Annotated in this window: 17 protein-coding genes; 10 read left to right on the forward strand and 7 right to left on the reverse strand. The window is 33.0% G+C overall.

What is annotated here, in order from left to right:
- Positions 1–69 precede the first annotated feature (69 nt).
- From mltG to pnuC, 4 genes are all read right to left on the reverse strand, one after another.
- Complete coding sequence (gene mltG / locus BUB80_RS01990) at positions 70–1095, reverse strand: endolytic transglycosylase MltG (protein WP_073290426.1); 1026 nt, start codon at positions 1093–1095, stop codon at positions 70–72.
- Positions 1096–1126: 31 nt separating this feature from the next.
- Positions 1127–1894: a diaminopimelate epimerase gene (dapF, locus tag BUB80_RS01995; protein WP_073290428.1), complete on the reverse strand. Its 768-nt coding sequence runs from the start codon at positions 1892–1894 to the stop codon at positions 1127–1129.
- Between the two features lie 94 nt (positions 1895–1988).
- On the reverse strand, positions 1989–2630 hold the full coding sequence (locus BUB80_RS02000; RefSeq protein WP_073290430.1) for a hypothetical protein: 642 nt from the start codon (positions 2628–2630) through the stop codon (positions 1989–1991).
- Positions 2627–3304, reverse strand: coding sequence for a nicotinamide riboside transporter PnuC (pnuC, locus tag BUB80_RS02005; protein WP_073290432.1), 678 nt, complete (start codon positions 3302–3304; stop codon positions 2627–2629). Before pnuC ends, BUB80_RS02000 begins: the two co-directional genes overlap by 4 nt.
- A gap of 167 nt (positions 3305–3471) precedes the next feature.
- Here pnuC and BUB80_RS02010 point away from each other — a divergent pair, with 167 nt between their 5' ends.
- From BUB80_RS02010 to BUB80_RS23335, 4 genes are all read left to right on the forward strand, one after another.
- Positions 3472–4989 carry an amino acid permease gene (locus BUB80_RS02010; RefSeq protein WP_073290434.1) on the forward strand — a complete coding sequence of 506 codons (1518 nt, stop codon included), beginning with the start codon at positions 3472–3474 and terminating at the stop codon, positions 4987–4989.
- A 61-nt stretch (positions 4990–5050) separates the two neighbouring features.
- On the forward strand, positions 5051–6061 hold the full coding sequence (locus BUB80_RS02015; RefSeq protein WP_073290436.1) for a WD40/YVTN/BNR-like repeat-containing protein: 1011 nt from the start codon (positions 5051–5053) through the stop codon (positions 6059–6061).
- Between the two features lie 398 nt (positions 6062–6459).
- Positions 6460–7818 (forward strand): oxygen-independent coproporphyrinogen III oxidase, encoded by a 1359-nt coding sequence (gene hemN, locus BUB80_RS02020; RefSeq protein ID WP_073290533.1) that lies wholly within the window; start codon positions 6460–6462, stop codon positions 7816–7818.
- Between the two features lie 516 nt (positions 7819–8334).
- Positions 8335–9027, forward strand: a complete 693-nt coding sequence (locus BUB80_RS23335; protein ID WP_139262485.1) for a hypothetical protein — start codon at positions 8335–8337, stop codon at positions 9025–9027.
- 13 nt (positions 9028–9040) lie between these two features.
- On the opposite strand, the gene BUB80_RS02030 is transcribed toward BUB80_RS23335, so the two are convergent.
- Positions 9041–10417 (reverse strand): PQQ-dependent sugar dehydrogenase, encoded by a 1377-nt coding sequence (locus BUB80_RS02030; protein WP_073290439.1) that lies wholly within the window; start codon positions 10415–10417, stop codon positions 9041–9043.
- 218 nt (positions 10418–10635) lie between these two features.
- Here BUB80_RS02030 and secD point away from each other — a divergent pair, with 218 nt between their 5' ends.
- The gene (gene secD, locus BUB80_RS02035; protein WP_073290441.1) at positions 10636–13545 is read left to right on the forward strand and encodes a protein translocase subunit SecD; all 2910 of its coding nucleotides are present in this window, start codon (positions 10636–10638) and stop codon (positions 13543–13545) included.
- Positions 13546–13905: 360 nt separating this feature from the next.
- Here secD and BUB80_RS02045 read toward each other — a convergent pair whose 3' ends face one another.
- Together BUB80_RS02045 and BUB80_RS02050 are read right to left on the reverse strand one after the other, a co-directional pair.
- Positions 13906–14436 (reverse strand): antirestriction protein ArdA, encoded by a 531-nt coding sequence (locus BUB80_RS02045; RefSeq protein ID WP_073290445.1) that lies wholly within the window; start codon positions 14434–14436, stop codon positions 13906–13908.
- Between the two features lie 721 nt (positions 14437–15157).
- The gene (locus tag BUB80_RS02050) at positions 15158–16120 is read right to left on the reverse strand and encodes a beta-1,6-N-acetylglucosaminyltransferase (protein ID WP_228433634.1); all 963 of its coding nucleotides are present in this window, start codon (positions 16118–16120) and stop codon (positions 15158–15160) included.
- Between the two features lie 1382 nt (positions 16121–17502).
- Here BUB80_RS02050 and BUB80_RS02055 point away from each other — a divergent pair.
- The 5 genes from BUB80_RS02055 to BUB80_RS02075 all read left to right on the forward strand — a co-directional run bounded on the left by BUB80_RS02055 (position 17503) and on the right by BUB80_RS02075 (position 21197).
- Positions 17503–17877: a hypothetical protein gene (locus BUB80_RS02055; RefSeq protein WP_073290447.1), complete on the forward strand. Its 375-nt coding sequence runs from the start codon at positions 17503–17505 to the stop codon at positions 17875–17877.
- Positions 17878–17882: 5 nt separating this feature from the next.
- Positions 17883–18464 (forward strand): hypothetical protein, encoded by a 582-nt coding sequence (locus BUB80_RS02060; protein ID WP_073290449.1) that lies wholly within the window; start codon positions 17883–17885, stop codon positions 18462–18464.
- A gap of 26 nt (positions 18465–18490) precedes the next feature.
- Positions 18491–18802: a hypothetical protein gene (locus BUB80_RS02065; RefSeq protein ID WP_073290450.1), complete on the forward strand. Its 312-nt coding sequence runs from the start codon at positions 18491–18493 to the stop codon at positions 18800–18802.
- Positions 18792–19157 (forward strand): hypothetical protein, encoded by a 366-nt coding sequence (locus tag BUB80_RS02070; RefSeq protein WP_073290452.1) that lies wholly within the window; start codon positions 18792–18794, stop codon positions 19155–19157. The genes BUB80_RS02065 and BUB80_RS02070 overlap by 11 nt, the downstream gene beginning before the upstream one ends.
- Positions 19158–19655: 498 nt before the next feature.
- A complete protein-coding gene (locus BUB80_RS02075; RefSeq protein ID WP_073290454.1) occupies positions 19656–21197 on the forward strand; it encodes a T9SS type A sorting domain-containing protein in 1542 nt (513 codons plus the stop codon).

Consider the following 21197-nt stretch of genomic DNA (forward strand, 5'->3'; position numbering starts at 1 on the left):
AAAGTATATGTCGCTATTTAAACCTGAATGTTAATTGTTGGATTGTTAAAATAAAGTTAAATTTATTTATTATTTTATATTTTTAGAATTCAGCCAATCCTGATACGCTTTTGCATTGATAGCATGCTCTTCAGCACTTGCTGTAAATTTATGATATCCAAATCTTGAAGGGTCTGCACACATAAAGATAAAGTTGTTATTTTCTGCATTGAGAACAGCATCTACAGAGTTTTTATCTACCACACAAATGGGTCCCGGAGGAATTCCTTTATTAGCATAGGTATTGTAAGGAGAAGGAGTTGATAAATATTTATAGAAAACCCTTTTGATAGGATTTTTAAAATTAGACTGTATATTCATTGCATAAATTACCGTTGGGTCAGATTGTAGTTTCATCCCTTTTCTGTAACGGTTTAAATACAATCCTGCAATTGTTTTCATTTCATCCTTCTTGCCTCCAGATTCTTTATAAACAATAGAAGCTAATGCATAAATTTGTTCTCTTGTTAAGCCTGATTGTTGCTCTTTAGCTTTTCTTTCACTATTCCAGAATTCGTTGTATTGACTTTCAAATTTGGTAAAGAACTCTTTTGGTGTTACCGTCCAGAAAAAGTTGTATGTATCAATAAAGAAATATTTCTTTAGATCTTCTGCGCTGTTATAGCCTTTTTCTGTTGCGATCTTATTAAAATCATTCACAAATTGTAAAGAATCAAGTTCTGTTTTCTTTGTTACTTTACCAACCATTTGATAAACATCTCCAAAATCTCCAATTCTAAAAGTATTTTCAGCTTGATTTCCCGCCTTAATCATATTGACTAAGTTGGTGTTCCCTGTTCCATTTTGAATGTGGTAACGACCTGCTTTTAAAGATTTGTCAAGATCTTTATCTTTAGCCACAGCTTCGAAAGATTCCTTATTTTTAATATACGGCGCAATAGAATCTAATACCTGTTTAAAACTTGCATTATGGGGTATCAAAAGATATCCTTCTTTTTCTACGTTGTTTCCGTAATATGTAGTATAAAATCTAAAACCAAAAAATCCTGCCACCACGATAATGAGCAGAATGATAATGAGAATAGCTTTTTTCATTATTAAAATTGATTAAAAGTTTTTTGTTTTTTTAAATAAGATCTACTTTTCCTCTGAAAACCTGTTTTGCAGGACCTTCTAGCCATATGTTCTGAAAAGAGTCTCCATTTTTTTCGGCATAAACTTTAAGGTTTCCTCCTAAAGTTTTAACTTTTACAGAGATTAGATTGTGTTTTTGTAGAAAAGTTAAAGCAGAAGCTGTAACTCCTGTTCCGCAACTGAAAGTTTCATCCTCAACGCCTCGTTCATAGGTTCTTACGAATATTTCATTATCCGTAATTTTTTCAACAAAATTTACATTGATCCCTTTTTCTTTGTAATTTTCAGAATTTCTGATGCCATTTCCTTCTGCAAAAACATTGTAATTCACTAGATCTTCAACATATTTTACATAATGAGGTGAACCTGTATTCATCACGGTATCTTCTCCGTCATTGGAAACAGTTTTTACGTCAATCATTTTTAGTTTAATAATTCCATTGTGTATTTCTGCTTCATGTTCTCCATCAATGGCAATGAATTTACATTTGTCTTCAAAAATATCAAGAAAAAAAGCAAAAGCTACCAAGCATCTCCCGCCGTTTCCACACATGGTGCTTTCTCCACCGTCAGAATTGTAGTATACCATTTTAAAATTGAAACCGTCTTCGTTTTCTAATAAAATAAGACCATCAGCTCCAATTCCGAAACGTCTGTCACATAGTTTTTCAATAGTTTTTTGATCTTTAGGAAACTGTAGATCACGATTATCAATCATTACAAAATCATTTCCTGTTCCTTGATATTTATAAAATTCCATAGCTTTCTTTGTGTAAAAATAAACATGCAAAATTAGTATATTTAAAATGAAAAACGAACAGTGTTAGCTGTCCGTTTTCTTATTTATAATTGTTTTATCTAAATCCGCCACTGCTGTTTGATTCTCTAGCAGGAGGGGTGCTTGGCTGAGGACTACTGTTCTGTGAACCAGAGCTGTTTCTGAATCCGCCTCCATTACTGTCATTTCTGAATCCACTATTGTTATTTTGTGGTGCAGGTGAGGTTTGTTGCTGATTTCTAAATCCTCCGCTATTGTTAGATGCGGGTGGGGTATTGTTTCTGAAACCTCCGCTATTGTTTTGGTTACTTCCAGAGTTAGAATTTCTGAAGCCTCCACCGTTATTATTGCTGTTGTAACTTCCGTTATTGTTTCTAAATCCGTTTCCGTTACTTCCTGTAGGATTGCCTCTGAATCCATTATTAGGTCTTTGTGTAGTAGTTGTATTTCTTCTTTCTACGTACACTTTTCTTCTGTTATTTCCGTAATAATAAGGTACACCACCATCATAATAGTAATTGATATCATTTCTGTAATAATATCCGTCATTACCATAATATCCGCCACCGCCATAATAGCCTTGTGGAGCATAATAATTACCATTGTTGTAATATGGGTCTCCGTAGCCATTATTTGCATATCCGTCTGAATAAGCAAGACAAGATGTTAAACTTGTTATAACGAAAATACTGAACGTTATTTTTAATAAATTTTTCATGACTTTATGATACTTTTTTCTTTAAAACTTTTTTTCCAACTGACGTATCCTAAGATCGCCATTATAGTAAATACCAAATATTGAACCGAAGTGATACCTAGACCCTTAAAAATCATCATTGGCATGCAAATAAAATCTCCAACGATCCAAAATATCCAGTTTTCAATGCGTTGTTTGGCCATAAACCACATTCCAACTAGGAATATTGAGGTAGTAACTACATCCAGCCAATTAGCCCAATCCAAGTGATACAAACCTAAGCTTGTCCCTTTCATTGAGAATTGATTATCGATATAAGGTTTATAATAATATATAATAGTAACGAATACTAAACTTATTATAAAAAGAAAACTTGCAAAGATCCATTCTTTTTTTGTAGCCCAACTTACATCAACATGAATATGATCCTTTGAATTCTTCGACCATAAGATCCATCCGTAAATACTCATCGCGGTATAATATACATTAATCATACAATCTCCGAATAAACCGAAATTGAAAAGAATATAAACATAAATTAAAGTAGAAATAATTCCGGTAGGATAGACCCAAATATTTTTTTTAATGGAAAAATAAACACTTAAAATTCCAAAAATTGTTCCGCTTATTTCTAATAGAATTTGTAAATCTGTATAGCTCTCATACGGTTTTACGAAAAGATCGTATAAATTCATGCGTCCAAAAATAAGCAAAAAATAAGAATTTATGAAAAATGATTTGGATTATATGAAAATCAGTTTTTTATGTTTCTAAATTTAATCTTAATGACGAAAGTTTATCAATAAACGTTGAGGTTCCTTATTTTTTTTATATTTTCGTAAATCTTAATAAATAGTAAAATATGTCTAAAATTTGGGTTAAAAAGCCACTGAGTGCCTATGAGGCTGATATGCGAAAAAGTGAGCTGAAAAAAGTTCTTGGTAAATGGAGCTTGACGGCAATAGGAGTTGGGGCTATCATTGGAGGTGGAATATTTGTTCTTACCGGAACCGGAGCTTATTATCATGCGGGCCCGGCACTTGCTATTTCTTTTATTGTAGCAGGTATTGCTTGTATTTTTGCAGCATTGTGTTACGCAGAGTTTGCTTCTATTATTCCTGTTGAAGGTTCTGCATATGCTTATGCGTATGGAACAGTAGGTGAAATTTTTGCATGGGCAATGGGCTGGTGCCTTATTTTAGAGTATGCCATGGCGAGTATGGCTGTTTCGGTCAGCTGGTCCGGATATTTTACCAAATTTTTAAAAATCTTTGGAATTCATTTACCTTCTTATCTCACATCAGATCCTGCAAGTTATACAGGAGAAGGGTTTTCGATGAACTTACCTGCATTTATTCTTGTTTTACTAATTACCGCATTGTTGGTGAAAGGGACTAAGGAAGCAGCAAGTGCCAATAACCTTATTGTTGTTATGAAGACTTGTGCAGTTGTGTTTGTAATTATAGCAGGAGCTTATATTATTTTTTCTAGCTCAGATCTTTATACTGCTGCTGATGGGGTTAAAAACTGGAAACCCTTTATCCCAGATCAGACAATGATTAAAAATTCTGAAGGGGAGATGGTCTCCGCATATGGAGTTAAGGGAATTATTTCAGGAGCAGCGGCAATCTTTTTTGCTTATATCGGTTTCGATGCTGTTTCTACTCAGGCAGGTGAAGCTATTAATCCTAAAAAAGACGTACCGTTTGCTATTATCACTTCACTATTAGTATGTACAGCTTTATATATTTGTGTATCACTTGTGTTAACAGGAATGATTCACTATTCTGATTTTAATCCTGAAGGAAAGTTTCCAGATGCTATTAAAGCTCCGGTAGCGTATGCTTTTGAGATTGCAGGAAAACATTGGGCGAGTAATATTGTGACGATTGCTGCTACTGTAGGATTGATTTCTGTAGTAATGGTAATGATGATGGGACAGTCTAGAATTTTTATTGGAATGGCAAAAGATGGATTGATTCCTAAATTCTTTGGTGATCTTCATCCAAAAACAAAAACGCCTTATAAAGGAATTATTTTGTTGGGAGTTGTAGTTGCTTTTATTGCTGCATTGACGCCTATTTCTACATTGGCAGATATGACGAGCTTTGGAACTCTGTTTGCGTTTACCCTAGTTTGTATTGCAGTTTGGGTAATGAGAAAAAGAGAACCTAATTTGGCAAGACCTTTCAAGGTTCCGGCTTATAAAATAATTGTTGCGCTAGGAGTTATTATCAATGTATACTTAATATTAAACTTAAGTACTCATGCGTTGGAGCTTTCTGGTATTTGGTTATTATTGGGAGGATTGGTGTATGTATTGTACGGAAGATCTAATGGTAAACTAAACAATCCTGAAAAATATCAGGACAATGAATAATATGATAAAATAATGATTAATATATAACCCGCTTTTGCGGGTTATTTTTATTTTTGCCTCTATGAAAAAGCTTTTACTATTTTTATTTTCCTTGTTAGGGATATTCTCATTTTCTCAACAAGTAGAAAGTCTTACAACCATTTTAAATGATAAAATAAGCATTCGCGCACTAGAACTTTATGATGGAAAAGTCTGGTATAGCGGAACAGATTCAAAGTTTGGTTTTGTTGATTTAAAAAATCCTAAGGATCAAAAACAGATTAAACTATCTGAAAAGAAGCTTCAGTTTAGAACATTGGCTCAAAATAAAGAATCTTTTTTTGCCATTAATATTGAAAGTCCGGCTTACTTTTTTAAGATTGATAAGAAAGATTTGACCTACAAGATTGTGCATACAGACACGGTAAAAACTGCATTTTATGATGCCCTTCACTTTGTAAATGAAAAACTGGCTTTTACATTCAGTGATACGGATGATAATAGATTGAAGTTGATGATGTATAAAAATGGGCAATGGCGTTTTTTTGAGAATAAAGTGAAACTCAATCAAGGTGAAGCCGCATTTGCAGCCAGTAATACTAATATTGCTTCAACTCAAAATTATTTATGGATTGCAACAGGTGGAAAAGCTTCGCGAATTTTAAGATTAAGTTTTAAAGATGAAAAATTTGAGATATTTAATACACCATTTATCCAAGGAGAATCTTCTCAGGGAATGTATTCAATAGATTTTGCTAATGATAAATTCGGAGTTGCGGTTGGTGGAGATTATACCAAACAAGATGCTAACGTTAACAATATTGCCACAACAAATGATGGTGGAGAAACATGGCAGATTCAGGCTTCCGGAAAAAATGCAGGTTACACGACTTGTGTGAAGATTAAACCAAGCTCTAAAGGAAGAGAACTTATTTCAGTTGGTGATCAACACATCAGCTATTCTTCAGACTTTGGGAAAACTTGGAAGAAAATTTCCGAGGAGAAAGGGTTTTTTGTCTGCCAATGGGTAGATGCAAATACGGTCGTTTTAGCTGGAAAGGATAAGATTTCTTTGTTAAAATTAAAATTTTAGTTAAGATAAAGTATTGATGAATCAAATCATCGTGACATTATTAATCAATGACCTTCCTATTATCATAAATAAAAAGTAAGATCCGGGAAGGAATTAATTATATGAATGTCGACTAATAGGGGATTTACTCTCATATACTTGCGAAAATTTTTCAGGAATGATAAAAATGTTGCAATTATCCACTACAAGAAAAAATACAATCTAAAAATGACTTATTGTATTGTTTTAGTGTTAGTTATAATTATTTTAAATGAAAGTTTCCAGAAATGGTATTTAGACTCATTATAAATTTCAAATAGAAACCCTAATATAATTCATGATTTAAAATTCATAAGTTATATTTAATTTTGCAATATGAAATTCCTTTTGGAGTTCCATTTTTAAAATTTACATTTTCAATGAATTCTTTAATAGACAAATATAATATTCCGGGACCTCGTTATACATCTTATCCTACCGTTCCTTATTGGGACGAGAGTACTTTTTCACCTGAAAAATGGAAGGAGAGCGTTATAAGGTCATTTAAGGAAAGTAATGCAGAGGAAGGAATTTCTATTTACATCCATTTGCCTTTCTGTGAAGCATTGTGTACATTTTGTGCGTGTCATAAGCGTATTACAAAACAACATAGCGTTGAAACACCATATTTGGAAAGTGTTTTAAAAGAATGGAAATTGTATCTGGATCTTTTTAATGAAAAACCGAAATTAAAAGAACTTCATTTAGGTGGAGGAACTCCTACTTTTTTCTCGCCTAAAAATCTAAGAACCTTATTGGAAGGTATTTTTGAAAGTGTTGAGATTGCAGAACATCCTGAGTTTTCTTTCGAAGGCCATCCAAATAATACAACTAAAGATCATCTTCAAACGTTGTATGATTTAGGGTTTAGAAGAGTGAGTTTTGGCGTTCAGGATTATGATCCTAAAGTGCAGAAAGCGATCAATAGAATTCAGCCTTTTGAAAATGTAAAAAATGTGACGGAATGGGCTAAAGAAATTGGCTACAGAGGAATTAGTCACGATTTGGTTTTCGGACTTCCGCACCAAAGTTGGGAAGCAATGGAATACACGATTCGTAAAACAATGGAATTGAAACCAGACAGGCTTGCTTTCTATTCTTACGCACACGTTCCATGGGTGAAAGGAGTTGGGCAAAGAGGTTTTGATGAAAATGATTTGCCAAGCGGAGAAGAGAAACGCCGTTTATATGAAGATGGTAAAAAGTTGTTGGAAGATTTAGGATATATTGAGGTGGGAATGGATCATTTTTCTTTGGAACATGATGATTTGTATCAATCATTAATTCAGAAAAAGCTTCACAGAAACTTTATGGGATATACTTCGAGCAACACTCAATTAATGGTTGGTCTTGGGATGTCTTCTATTTCCGATTCTTGGTATGCTTTTGCTCAGAATGTAAAAACAGTGGAAGAGTATCAAAAGATGGTTGAAGAAGGTGAAATTCCTGTAGTAAAAGGCCATATCTTAAATGAAGAAGATCTGATTGTAAGAAGACATATTTTGAATTTAATGTGTCAGCTTGAAACCACTTTTGATGTTCAGAATTCTTTCCCTGAGCTGGAAAATGCATTCGAAATGCTGAAAGAAATGGAGAAAGATGAGTTGGTTGAAATTCATGATAATCAAATTAAGATTACCGAAAAAGGAAGAGCCTTTACGAGAAATGTAGCGATGGTATTTGATCTTAGAATGATGAGGAATAAACCGGAGACAAGAATTTTCTCAATGACGATATAGTCTATGAAAGGGAAGGTTCTGCTTGCTTTATTATATTTTTATGCACTGATTTTTAGTGTTCTAAAAACTATTCGATTTCCGAATGATTGGTCTGAGGCACATTGGATGCTTGATTATCGATTCGGATTTATTAAGAGAGGTCTTGCAGGACAAATATTTGGTTTCTTTTTCGAAAAAAATGAATTTAGTATTCTGTTGGTTTCAGCAGTAATACTATTGATTCTTTATAGCTGTGTATATTTTATTGTCTTAAAGCAGACGAATGATTCTTCGCGGAATATCTATCGGGTAACATTTTATTTGATTTTCTTTCTTTCCCAATATATTGTTTTAAGTGCCCATATTATTGGGTATTTTGATCATATTATTTTTTTATTTACCATATTGATCATTTATTTAATAAGAAGAAATCTGATTTTTCTTTCATCAATATTGGTTTGTATAAGTTTGTTAATTCATGAAATAACTTTTTTCTTGACAATTCCTATTTCTCTTTTTGCTATAATTATAGCTGAGATGCCCAATGAAAAATTTTCTTTTAAAGAAGTTTTAAATTTAAAATTACTAAAGAAAAGTTTTTTGTTTCTGGCTTTTCCTGTTGCGATGATGTTTTTTTTATCATACTATCAGGAAATTTATGGAAAGGATAATTATTTAGATTTATTTAATTACCTTCATGGTTTAGCGTTTATTACAACAGATATTGCAGATCTGGTAGCAACTTCATACACTGAAAAGTTCACATACTATTTAGAAACAGAAAGTAAAGGTTTTTTTATAAAAATGCTTTACCATAAATGTTTCGCTTTTAGCATTCCGATTTTGTTTTTGTTGTTTATTGTTTATAAAGAATATCAAAGAATAGGGTTGCCTTTATTTTTAATATTTACTATTGCTGTTTTAGCACCATTATTACTACATTTTGTTGCTTGGGATGTCTATAGAATTTGGGCTTTTCCTTATATGACGATGTTTTTGGGATATTGGATCTTGAACTTGAAATTTAAAAATAATACAGATCAACCTAAACAATTTCCTGTTTCATTAATAATAATTTCAACCTTGGTAATGTTTTTTTTGGCAATAAATCAACCCGATTTATTTGATTTTGAGGTCGCAAGATTTACTTTAATTGAAAGAATATTAATGGTAATGCCAATCCTCGTAGGATTTATATTTTATATAAAAGCCCCAAAAAGAATATTCTGAGGCTTTTGCTTTTTTATTTAATAATCAATTTCTGGCTGTAAGATTTCAATTCTCCTGATTTCAAATTAATATAATAAACTCCTGCAGGAATTCCTGTAATATCAATGCTGTTATCACTTTTGATATTTGCATTTTCCAATACCTTTCTTCCTTCAGAGCTTATAATTTCGGCGGAAACATTTTTATCTTTCAATCCATCAATGAAAACCTTTTTAGAAGCAGGATTCGGATAAATTTTAATTTGCTTAAGGTTATTGTTTTCTTGCGTAGATAAGGTTGCATTTGTTTTAATTTTATAAATTTTTCCATTATTAACAGCGGCTACGTAAAGTTCTTTTTGGCTGTCTTCTCCAAAAGTTGAAAAATTATTACCTGCAAATGGTGTTGTCCAAGTTATAGCGTTTCCGGAATCTAACATTCCTATTTGTGGAGTACAATAATCTGTGAAAAAATATTTTCCTTGTAAAGCAGGATAAAGGCTGCCTCGGTAAACGTAGCCTCCGGTTATGGAGCATCTTCCGCCTGAATGATCATATACCGCCACAGGAAAAGTCATTGTAGAAGCATTCGCACATCCTGCTGTATTGTAAGCTGTATTTCCTTCATAGCAACGCCATCCGTAATTGATTCCTGCTTGGTTAAGTGGCACTTTGTTGATTTCTTCAATTTGACCTTGTCCAACATCTGCAATCATAGCATTTCCTGTGGTGAGGTCAAAAGACCATTTCCAACCATTTCTAAGTCCGTATGCCCAGATTTCATCAGCACCATCAACCGCTGAGCCTATAAAAGGATTTCCTGTCGGAATATTATAAGGTCCTGTTGAGTTAACATCAATTCTCAACATTTTTCCTAACAAAGAATTTTTGTTTTGAGCATTGTTGCCTGGGTCTCCGCCACTTCCGCCGTCTCCGGTAATAATCCATAAGTTTCCATCAGGTGCAAAATGAATGCTTCCACCATTGTGATTATCGAATGGTTTTGGAATATTCAATACAATCTTTTCAGAATTAGGGTCTGCAACATTAGAATCTGAGGTACTCACGGTATATCTTGCTACGATAATATTTCCATTGGAATTGTTATTATAATACACAAAAAAATACCCGTTGGTAGAGTATTGTGGGTGAAACGCCAATCCTAAAAGTCCTCTTTCTCCACCATAAAGAATTTTAGAACCAATATTTAAAAAATTCGTCGCATTAATAGTCCCATTAGGTTGAATAATTTTAATAATTCCATTCTGTTGTACAACAAAAAGCCGACTGTCGTTAGCGTTTGTGATTTCGACCGGAGCCGTAAGTCCGGTGGCAAATTCTTCCAAAATAATGCTTTGAGAATTAAGGATTAAGGAAGGAAAAATACCTGCCATAAAAAGTAGTTTTTTCATAATATTTTGATATTTAGTGTGTTAAATTGAATGAGTGAAAATACCGTACCAACAAAAATTTAAAATATCATTAAAATACAATAAAAAAATTGATAAATCTTAAATAGAAGTAAGGCAACCGATATATCTGAAAATAAACGATTTCTGTTCTTAAAAATTCATAAAATATCAAGAAAATCATTATATTTGCCGACTTAATTTAACGTAGTTATAACAAAATGCAAGGAAAAGGACTTATTACAATTGTTGCTATTGTACTAGGGTTAATTTGCTTAAATGAGCTATTACCAACTTGGTACGCCAGCAAAATTGAAAGGCAGGCGACTGCTGTTGCAGGAGACAATCCGGAAAAGTATCAGAAAGAGATTACAAGGCTTTCTAAAGATACTTTGAACTTAGGATTCACAAAACTTTATTATTCTAAAGCCAAAGACAAGGAAATGAAACTTGGTCTTGACTTGAAAGGAGGGATTAACGTTCTTTTGGAGATCAACCAAAGAGATTTGGTGAATGATCTTACAAATTATTCTACAAACCCTGTTCTTATCGAGGCTTTAAACAAGACTGATGAAGCGCAAAAGAATTCTACAAAATCTTACATCGACAATTTCTTTGATCAGTTTGATGCTGTAAACAAAGCAAAAGGAACAAATCTTAAACTTGCAGATCCGGAACTTTTCGGAAATACAAATTTATCTGAGATTAAATACAATACTTCTGATGAGCAGGTAAAAAGCATCATTAAGAGAAGAATTGATCTTTCTGTAGGAACAGCTTTTGAGGTAATCAGAACCAGAATCGATAAAATGGGTGCGGTGCAGCCAAACGTTCAGAGAGTACCGGGTACAGCAAGAATTTCTGTTGAAATGCCAGGTATGAAAGATATCGATAAGGTGAAGAAAATGCTTCAGACTTCTGCAAAACTTCAGTTCTGGGAAGTACAACAAGTTCCTGAAATTGCGCCTTACTTCCAAACATTGACTACAATGGTGGCTGTAAAAGGTGATTCTATGGGAGTTGCGAAGAATGTAAACTTCATGAATCTTTTACACCTAGACAAACTAAGAACTAATGGTGTTGCAAGCGTAAAACTTTCAGATACAGCTGTTGTAAATAAGATTTTAAACAGCAAAGTAGGTCAGTCTTTACGTCCTTCAAACATTAAATATACTCAGTTCATGTGGGGTTACAAACCTGAATCTACAGATACTGAAAGTTTAGTATTGTACGCAATCAGAGGTAACATTAACCAAAAAGCTCCTGTAGATGGTGCTGTTGAAACTGCTAACATTAGCTATGATGAGCTAAGTAGAGTAATAGTAGACATGCAGATGGATTCTAAAGGTGCTAAAGAATGGAAAACACTAACAGAGAAAAACGTAGGTAAACCAGTTGCTGTAACCTTAGATGGTAGAGTATATACGGCGCCAAACGTTGTTAACGCAATTCCTAACGGTAGAACTCAAATCTCTGGTAACTTCTCTCAGGAAGAAGCTAAAGAATTGGTTGACGTTTTAGGAGCAGGTAAATTACCTGCAGGTGCAAAAGTGGTTCAGGCTACTGTTGTAGGACCTTCATTAGGACAAGAGTCTATTGACGCGGGTGTTATTTCATTTGCTATTGCATTCTTAATTATTATCGTTTATATCATTTTCTATTACGGTGGTGCAGGAGTATACGCTGTAATTGCAATGATTATTAACTTATTCTATATTTTCGGAATCATGGATTCTGGAGACTTTACATTAACACTTCCTGGGATCGCGGGTATTGTTCTTACGATGGCCATGGCCGTGGATACGAACGTAATTATCTACGAAAGAACGAAGGAAGAATTATTTGCAGGTAAGAGCATTTTAGAAGCTTATAAAGATGGTTTCAAACATGCATTAAGTGCAATTGTTGATGGTCACTTAACAACGTTATTAACGGCGGGTGTACTATTCTTATTCGGAACAGGTCCTATTAAAGGATTTGCTTTAACGTTAGGAATTGGTATCTTAATGACATTCTTTACTTCAGTATTACTTTCAAGAGTAATGATCTTCTCTAGATTGAATAAAGGAAAACACCTTTCTGTTTGGACGGCTCCAACGAAAAACCTATTCAGAAATACTTGGATCGATTTTATCGGAAAAAGAAAATATGCATATATCGTTTCTGCTGTATTAACAGTTGTTTGTATTGCTTCAATCGCAATTCACGGATTTAAATACGGAATCGACTTTACAGGTGGTAGAAACTATGTTGTAAGATTTGATAAAGCAGTAAATGCTGAAGATATTGAGCATAACTTAATCAAAGTTTTCAAAACTGAAGATGGGAAAAACTCTTCTGTTGAAGCTAAAACTTTTGGAAACGACAAGCAATTAAAGATCTCTACAGATTACCTTATCGAAGATGAATCTTTAAAAGCTGACCAGACTGTTGAACAAAAATTATATGAAGGTTTAAAATCAAGCTTACCGGCTAATGTAACATTACATGATTTCAAATCTGCAGATAAAGAACATGCAGGAATTGTTTCTTCTGAAAAAGTAGGACCTACGGTTGCAGATGATATTAAAACGCATGGTATTCTTGCAGTAGTAGCTGCATTGGGAGGTATTTTCTTATACATCTTATTAAGATTTAGAAAATGGCAATTCTCATTGGGTGCTGTTGCAGCATTGTTCCATGATGCGGTTATTATCTTAGGAGCGTATTCATTGCTTCACAAGTATATGCCTTTCAACATGGAGATCAATCAGGATTTCGTTGCGGCGATTCTTACAGTATTGGGTTATTCAATTAACGATACCGTGATTATCTTCGATAGAATTAGAGAGTATTTAAGAGAGAAGAAAGCTTTAACATTAGCTGGATTATTTGATGACTCTATTTCTAGTACATTAGGTAGAACATTCAACACTTCATTTACAACGATCCTTGTAATTTTAGCGATCTTCATCTTCGGAGGAGATAACTTAAGAGGATTTATGTTTGCGATGTTGATCGGTATTGGATTCGGTACGTATTCATCCATATTCATTGCATCAGCAATTGCGTATGACTTCCTGAAATCAGGAAAAGAAGATGAAGTACACGGAAAAACTACTTCTACAAAAGAAGTACTTGCTTCAAAATAAGTATTACTACAATAAATAAGAAAAAGCCTTTCAATTTGAAAGGCTTTTTTTGTGGCTTAAAGGTGAATTTGTTGATGGCATTAGGTGTTAAGGTTTTATCATTATTAGAAACTTTATCAACAATTATTTATCAAGTTTCCAATCTTTTATTTGAAGCTATTTCCAGCTTTCCACTGTATCTTTTTTGTTACGGGCTCCGCTTCGCTTCGCCCGCAACAAAAAAGGATGTCGTTTCAATCGGGGCTAGTTTTAAGGTTTTTAAATTACTGATTAATAGTTGATTGGTAATTTTTACTCCCGAATTAGTTCCCGACTCTAAATATTTTAATCATTTTGAACCTATCTGAATCTAAGTGAATGCTAAGATCCGAAATAATGACCGTTAGACTCAAAATAATCATACATAATGTTTCTTGCGGTAGCTTCCCAATCAATTACCACAAAGTTAGGTAAATTGAACGGTATATCATTTTCATATAATTCCTGTACGAAATCTTCATCGCTTGAAAACTCGCCGTAATAAAAATTGTTTACATATTCATAAATGCTTTGAAACTCCATTTTTCCCAAACAATCCAAACACGCTTCGTAAACCTCTAAGTCATATTCCGACTCATTTATTTGCTCCGCAATCTCATAAATTTCAGGAGATAAAAAACTCTCTCCAATCAATCCGAGTTTTTCAAACAGTTCGCAGTTTTCGTAATCTGGGAACATGAACTCTGCGTCAGGTTCATCTTTGTGGAGCTCTCGCATTACTTCCTGTAGCTCTTCATAGCTTGAATAGTCTGAAAGATTCAGCCATTTGCCATAAAGGCTTAAATTATTGTACTTGTGATAAGTCCCACAATAAACGGAACAATTGTCGAGACAATTTTGTAAATTTGCCATGTTGATAAGTTTTAGATACGTTAAAATTTATTGATTCGCCTAGCAGTACACCAATACTTCTAGGCATTTTTGTTTTTTCTGGAACCTTGTACACATAGAAACAAGGTAGTAAGTCGCTCATAAAAGCAGTATAAATATACAACAAAAACCTGATAACCACCAGCTTTGCAAGCACTTTTTAACCAAAATATCAACCATTGTTAAAAACTTTTTAACCACTCGAAGCGCAAGAAAGTAAAAAACAGTCTGAGAAAAACGAAACCCGAGCATAGGGGGTATAGCAAAGATTTACGTAATAGGTACGCCAAAATTTTAATAGTACCCTTTGAAACGATACCTATTTAAAAATTTTGAGATTGGGTACAGGGGGAAGTTTTTACAGTGAAAATTTGATACGGTGGGTAATTGGGTCAATATATATAATATTACCTGACAGTAACCCCACAGCAAAAAAAATAAAAGTACTCACAACACCCATTCAGTGTACCATTATTTGGAAGAGTAACTAAATATTTTGGGGTAATATATTAACAAAAATAGTCAAATGTAAAAACACTAAATATTTTCAAGAGTAAAAATATAAATTCCCAATAGTATACACTTAAAAAAGGAAAAAGAAAAACTCATCACTGATATTTTGCCGAGAGATTTCCCTATTTTAACAGCCAAAAAAACCTCTATCAAGTTTGATAAAGGTTAATATTACAATTTTAATAATATTTTAGTTTAAATGATTAAAATTTCTGTTAATATTTTTCACATTAGTTATTTTTACTGATGCTTTAAAAGGCTCATCGTATTTAATCTTAATATAATCAATTATTTTATTATCAATATTATCATCGAACTTTCGAGCAAAAAGATGATTTCCCGTTTGGAGAAAATCTAAATCGATTTTAGTGAAAGTCTTGGGACGTAATTTGATGTCTCCGTCAGGAATCCAAATAATTGCTCTTTTGTCATCATTTACTAAAGTACCCTTAAATGAAGTATTCATTAAAACAGTTTGAAAGAAAGATTCATCAGCAATTAATGTGTTTAAATAATAATCTTCAAATTTTTTGACCTCAACATTACTATTTACAAATTCACAGCAATCCCTTGTTAAAATCATCCATTGTCCACCGATATAAGGTGTTACATCTTTCATGAAATCTCTTTTATGAGTTTTATCAGAAATACTGTCTTCCAATTCTTCAAAATAATTCTCAATTCTATTCATGGTTTCAGGTCTTATTTTTTCCTGATTGTCAATTTTGATATAACTTTTACCATTATTTTTCGATAAAAACTCTTTGATGATTTTTTGTGATTTTAATGGATAATCTTGTCCGCTTAGATTTATAAAATAATCCCATTGTGCATTCATGTCCAAAAGGTATTTCATCCCATCCAGTTCAGCCTGAACCATACTATATCCACCCCAAATAACATTTTCACTATTAAGGATATGTACGTTTGGATATTGTTTTAAAAAGCTTTTTACATCCTTACCAATTTCTTGATTTGCCTTTTTGTCAATATGTATAAGGTAGAAATTTGTAGAATCATAGATAGCTTTAAAAAGTTTTTTGAATTGATTCGGTAAGCGGTGTACTAAAATTAAGTATGCTATACTGATTGATTTCATCGGAGTTTCACCAATGCTATGTCCATTGCTTTCGCTTACATAAACATTATTCATTTTATTTTATTTAAAAATTACTAATGTTTACAACTTATTTCATAAAGTATTAATAGACATTTTTATAAATATACGAAATTTAAACTATTTTTATTGAAAATAATAAAATCTCATTTATAATTCATGAAAAAAAATATGAAATATTAGTTTTAGAATAGATAGAAGTAAATTATTAGAGAAATAAATATTTAGTAGTGTATTGATACTATGTTGCAGAAACTTCGCTAACACATATATTCATAGTGGTTTACAAAGATCAGTAGAGTATTTGGGGTTAATAGAGAGATAATATATTGGCAAAATCACATCTTTTCAAATCAATGATTTTTTATTCCCGTCCAAAATCATAGAGATCTACTACTACATAAAACCCGAAGATATTGATTTTACATGCTCGAAGTCAGAGATTAAAAGTTTTTTTTCCGTCACAGTGTATACCTATTAAAGTATTATCTTTAATGATAGTGTCACGGAAAAAACTAAGTTCTACTGCTGCACCCACCACTTATGCAGTTCTTTTTTCACCCGCCGCTACTTTATAGAGATTGTGCACTCAGCTCACATCTAGTCAGCCACCCGAATTACGCTCTATCGCACATCTAGTCTATCCGCCAACTACACGGGTAGGGAGGTGCTATGTACCAGCTAGATGCATACTATATCATTATATGTTAGCAGAATCTCTGTGAAAGCCCTGTATCAAGTAGATAGCAAGTTTCAGAGGTGATAAATTTATTACAGTAAGATCTTTAAGCTCGAAAGCTTCAAATAAGCTTGATTTAGCCATTTTGTATTCAAAATAACACCTAAAATACTAAAACACTAAGAAAGTCGAAATTTGACGACTTAAAAACACTTGCATCAACGTGGTAAGCTTAAACCAATACATCTACTTATGTTTTATAGTTTAAATAACATGATTTAACCCCTAATTACATCATATATATCGCCTTTATGCCAAAATAGAAAGAAAGTCAAAATTTAACACCTTAAAACACGTGTATTGAAGCACTGTATCCTAATCAATATCATGTTTTAAAAAGATCGGGATAAAAACAAGCTTATTTCATCATCATTCAACAATAATAAATTTTTAAATCCAGTATCAGGAAAAATTTATATTTTTGTAGTCAATACATTTTCGATAACGAAAAAGCGTTAATAATTATTCTGCTGGCAGGAATCTGGTAAATTCAAAAGTAGTGCAGGGTGATAAGTTGAACGCTCACGTCCATATTTTACGGGACGTGGGTTTCGCTTATTTACACTACAAGGCTTACCAGAGCCTCTGCCAGTAAATAAGAGTTACGAGCCTGCGTCCTTTTTCTATTATACAACCAAAACAAAACCGCACTTTAGGCTCGAGTGATACAAAGTCACTTATGAAAAAGGTCTTTATTTCTACTATGTTGCTCGTGGCAGTGAGCGCATTTTCTCAAGAAAAATTTGATTGCAACAATCTTTCTAAAACAGATTACCTGAATAAGTATCAGGAACTCAAAAGCTATGGGCTTGATAAAATCACGCTCAAAGACGGTACGGAAGTCTTACCGCTAGTCATATCAAAAGTTTATGACGAAAACAGCCTGAGACAGGTTTGTATCAATTCAGCTTATGCAGACCATAGATACGGCACAGAAGCACATTACGAAATGTATCGTAAAAACATCTACAGCATATCTCGGGAAACATTCATGAAAAATTCAGATTACTTTGAGATATTCCTAGAAATGATTGCACAACTTAAAAACCAATAATATTGATGGAAAAGAAAATAATTCAAGTTGACAAAAACATCCCAAAATCAGTGTTGACAGGTTTTGTATTGGCTTTTTTATCAGTTTTTGCAGTCGAGCATTACAGCACATTCTCATATATTCCAAATTTAAACACGCCAAGTGTTGATAATGAGGGAAAACTTATTATAAGCGGTGAATACGATACCCGAACAACTCCCTTAGGTGCATTATACCAAACAACGCCTTTCGGAACAAAGATAGATTTACCCACAAACGGCATGATGTGCAGTGAACTACTGTATGATTCGGATTTCAAAAAATATTCTAACAAAGGTGTGTTGTATGCAAAATCTGTATTCAATGATTACAAATATCTTTTACTGTTTTGGTTAATATACACGCTAATCGTACTGTTTTTCAAAAGATACCGTCTAAAGATTTTGATTCTGATTCTACCAATCTCAATACTGAGCTGTAATAAGACCCAAAAAGAGGTAATAGAAGACTGTATGACGCACAAGAGCACGGCAAAAACCGACTCAACCAATAAATACAATAAAGCATTCCAAGAATCTGATACAACAGCTGTAAAGCACTTATTTTAAACAAAAATTTTTAAAAATTTATCAATATGAAAAAATTATTTTTTACGCTATTATTAGCAACGACACCAGTATTATTTTTTGCGCAGGAAGAAAAACCAAAAGAAACGGCAAAAGAGTGCGATTTATCTAAAGACTTCAAAGAACCAATCAAGAACAACCGATTAAAAAAGTTCGTAGCAATTGAAAACGGAGTTGAGGAAAAAGAAGTAATCATTATCCGAGCTCAAAACGGATTCGGAAGTGGAATTTATACAGCCTGTGTAAAAGGTCAGCCAATCAAATACCAAAAGATGGGTACAGTTTTTATGAGAGAAGGAAATAACCCATTTGGAAAGTAATTATTATGAAAAAGATTTTATTAACAATGGTTTTTGTGTGTGTGTTTCTACCTATGGTTATTCTCAATATAGAGACCCTCAGCAATTAGATATTTCAGGCTTGGGAAATGCAATGACAACAAAGCAAAACAGATATAACAATAATGTCGCAAAAGTTCAAAATACTGTAAATAAGATTGCAGACTATTTAAGAAACTTGCAAATATCCGACGAAAGAAAACAAAATTTGTTCAATTCTTTTGATGAAAAATGTATGAAACAAATGCCAAGTATCAATTATAGTTCCGATGAACAAGCAGATTCTTTAGTAAAGTTTTTGTATGACTGTATCAATTATCAACTTAAAAATAATTAAGATTAGTATGAAGAGTACATTCTTAACTGGATTATGACTTACAGTACAATGGAGAGATAACAAAAATGGATCTTAGGTTGATTTGGTAAAATTATAATGCAGAAACTTAAGCCTTGACCTACGACGGGTTGAGGCTTGTGTTTTTTTTACTGCAAACACTTATTAACACAAGGGTTAACAAAGAATCTGCTACATAGTACCTATATATACTAAAATTTATATCAAATATTATCCTACTCTAATCACTTTCAAACCTATCTAATCATTCCAAAAGGGAAAATTAAGGATAGCCACGCGAATTTAAAAAAAAAAAAATCAATTATAACACGACATGATTTGTCGCTTGGTAGAAATATCTTTGCAATAGATAAAATACTAATACGTGATAAAGTTCATGTTAAATCTCATTAATGGGATTTCAGAAACTATTAATAAATGTTAAATTTGCGGAATCATAATAATAAAAACTAACATTAACTTTTAAACACATAAAAATAGATGAGAAAACTCTACTTGAGTGCATTTACTATGTGCACAATCCTGACTTTATCAGCGCAGGAAGTGATTTGGCAAAAGGATATTAAATCCAATACACAGGATTTTCTAAGTCAGGTGATTACAACAATCGATGGACAGTATTTAATTACTGGAAGCTCCATTCAATCTAAGAAACTTTCTACGGATAACAAACAAAACAACGGCTATGATCTGCATTTGGTTAAACTTAATCAACAAGGCGAAGAAGTTTGGGAAAAGTTCTTTGTCGGAAGTAATCATGATTTCCTTTCAGCAACTGTATCAACCCAAGATGGTGGATTTTTAGTAGCATCAACCTCTTATTCATGCAAAAGTCTGGACAAAAAAGACGATTCCAAGGGAGGTTCAGATTTCTGGTTGATCCGTTTAAATGAATTTGGAGACGAGCTTTGGCAAAAAACTTTAGGTAGCAGTTCAGATGAAGAAGCAAGATCGGTAATTCAAACGACAGATCTGGGATTCTTTGTTGCTGGAAATGTACAAAACTCAGCTAAAGGTTATGGATCTAAAGATGTTTTGATTATCAAACTAGATAAAAACGGAAAAGAGCTATCACAATCTATTTTAGGTGGAAAAGGATTAGATGAAGTTGAGAAAATGATTCCGACTAAAGACGGAGGTGCTTTGCTTGGGATATACTCCAGAAGTGGTATGGGTGGTTCAAAGAAAACTGAAAACTTTGGCGAAGGAGATTATTGGATTATAAAACTTAATAAAGAAGGCAAAGTTGAATGGGAAAAGAACTTCGGAGGAAAAGGTGATGATCATTTGAGAACATTAGTATTGACATCAGAAGGATTCTTAATCGGTGGTGAGTCAAGATCAGAACGATCAGGAAATAAAACAGTTGGAATTGAAGAGGGTACGGATCTGTGGTTGATTTCATTCAATGACAGAGGAGATGAAATCTGGCAGAAATCTTACAATTTCAAAAACAGAGATGTTTTGATGGGAATGAGTGTTTTACATAGTTCAGATGATAAAACATCAAAAGGTATTTTGTTAGGTGGATATACGCAGGCTGAAGGTAGAATACAAACTGATGATGAAACATTTTGGATGCTGTATTTGGATCAAAATGGGAATGAACAGTGGAGAAAACATGTCAAAGGAGAATCCAGCAAGAAAGAAGAAAGATTATCTGATATCAAACTTAACAGAGATGGTTCAATCATTTTAGCAGGCACCAGTGCCGAAGAACTTGGAAAAGAAAACTGGAAGATCATTAAGCTTGGAGACAAACAAATTGATCAGTTGATTGTAAAACAAGATATCAAGATTTATCCGAACCCTGTTTCAGATTATGCGTATGTGGAAATAGGTTTTGATTTCAAAGAAGCTGATATTTCTTTGTATGATATGAGTGGAAGACAACTTCAAAGTTTGAAAACCAGAAACAATGTAACCAAAATCAATACTCAGAATTTGATTCAGGGAGCTTATTTGATTACGATTAAAACGGATACGAATAAAACAGCTAACGCTAAATTGATTAAAAAATAA

Source organism: Chryseobacterium polytrichastri (assembly GCF_900142445.1).
In the GTDB taxonomy this organism is placed as follows: Bacteria; Bacteroidota; Bacteroidia; order Flavobacteriales; family Weeksellaceae; genus Chryseobacterium; species Chryseobacterium polytrichastri.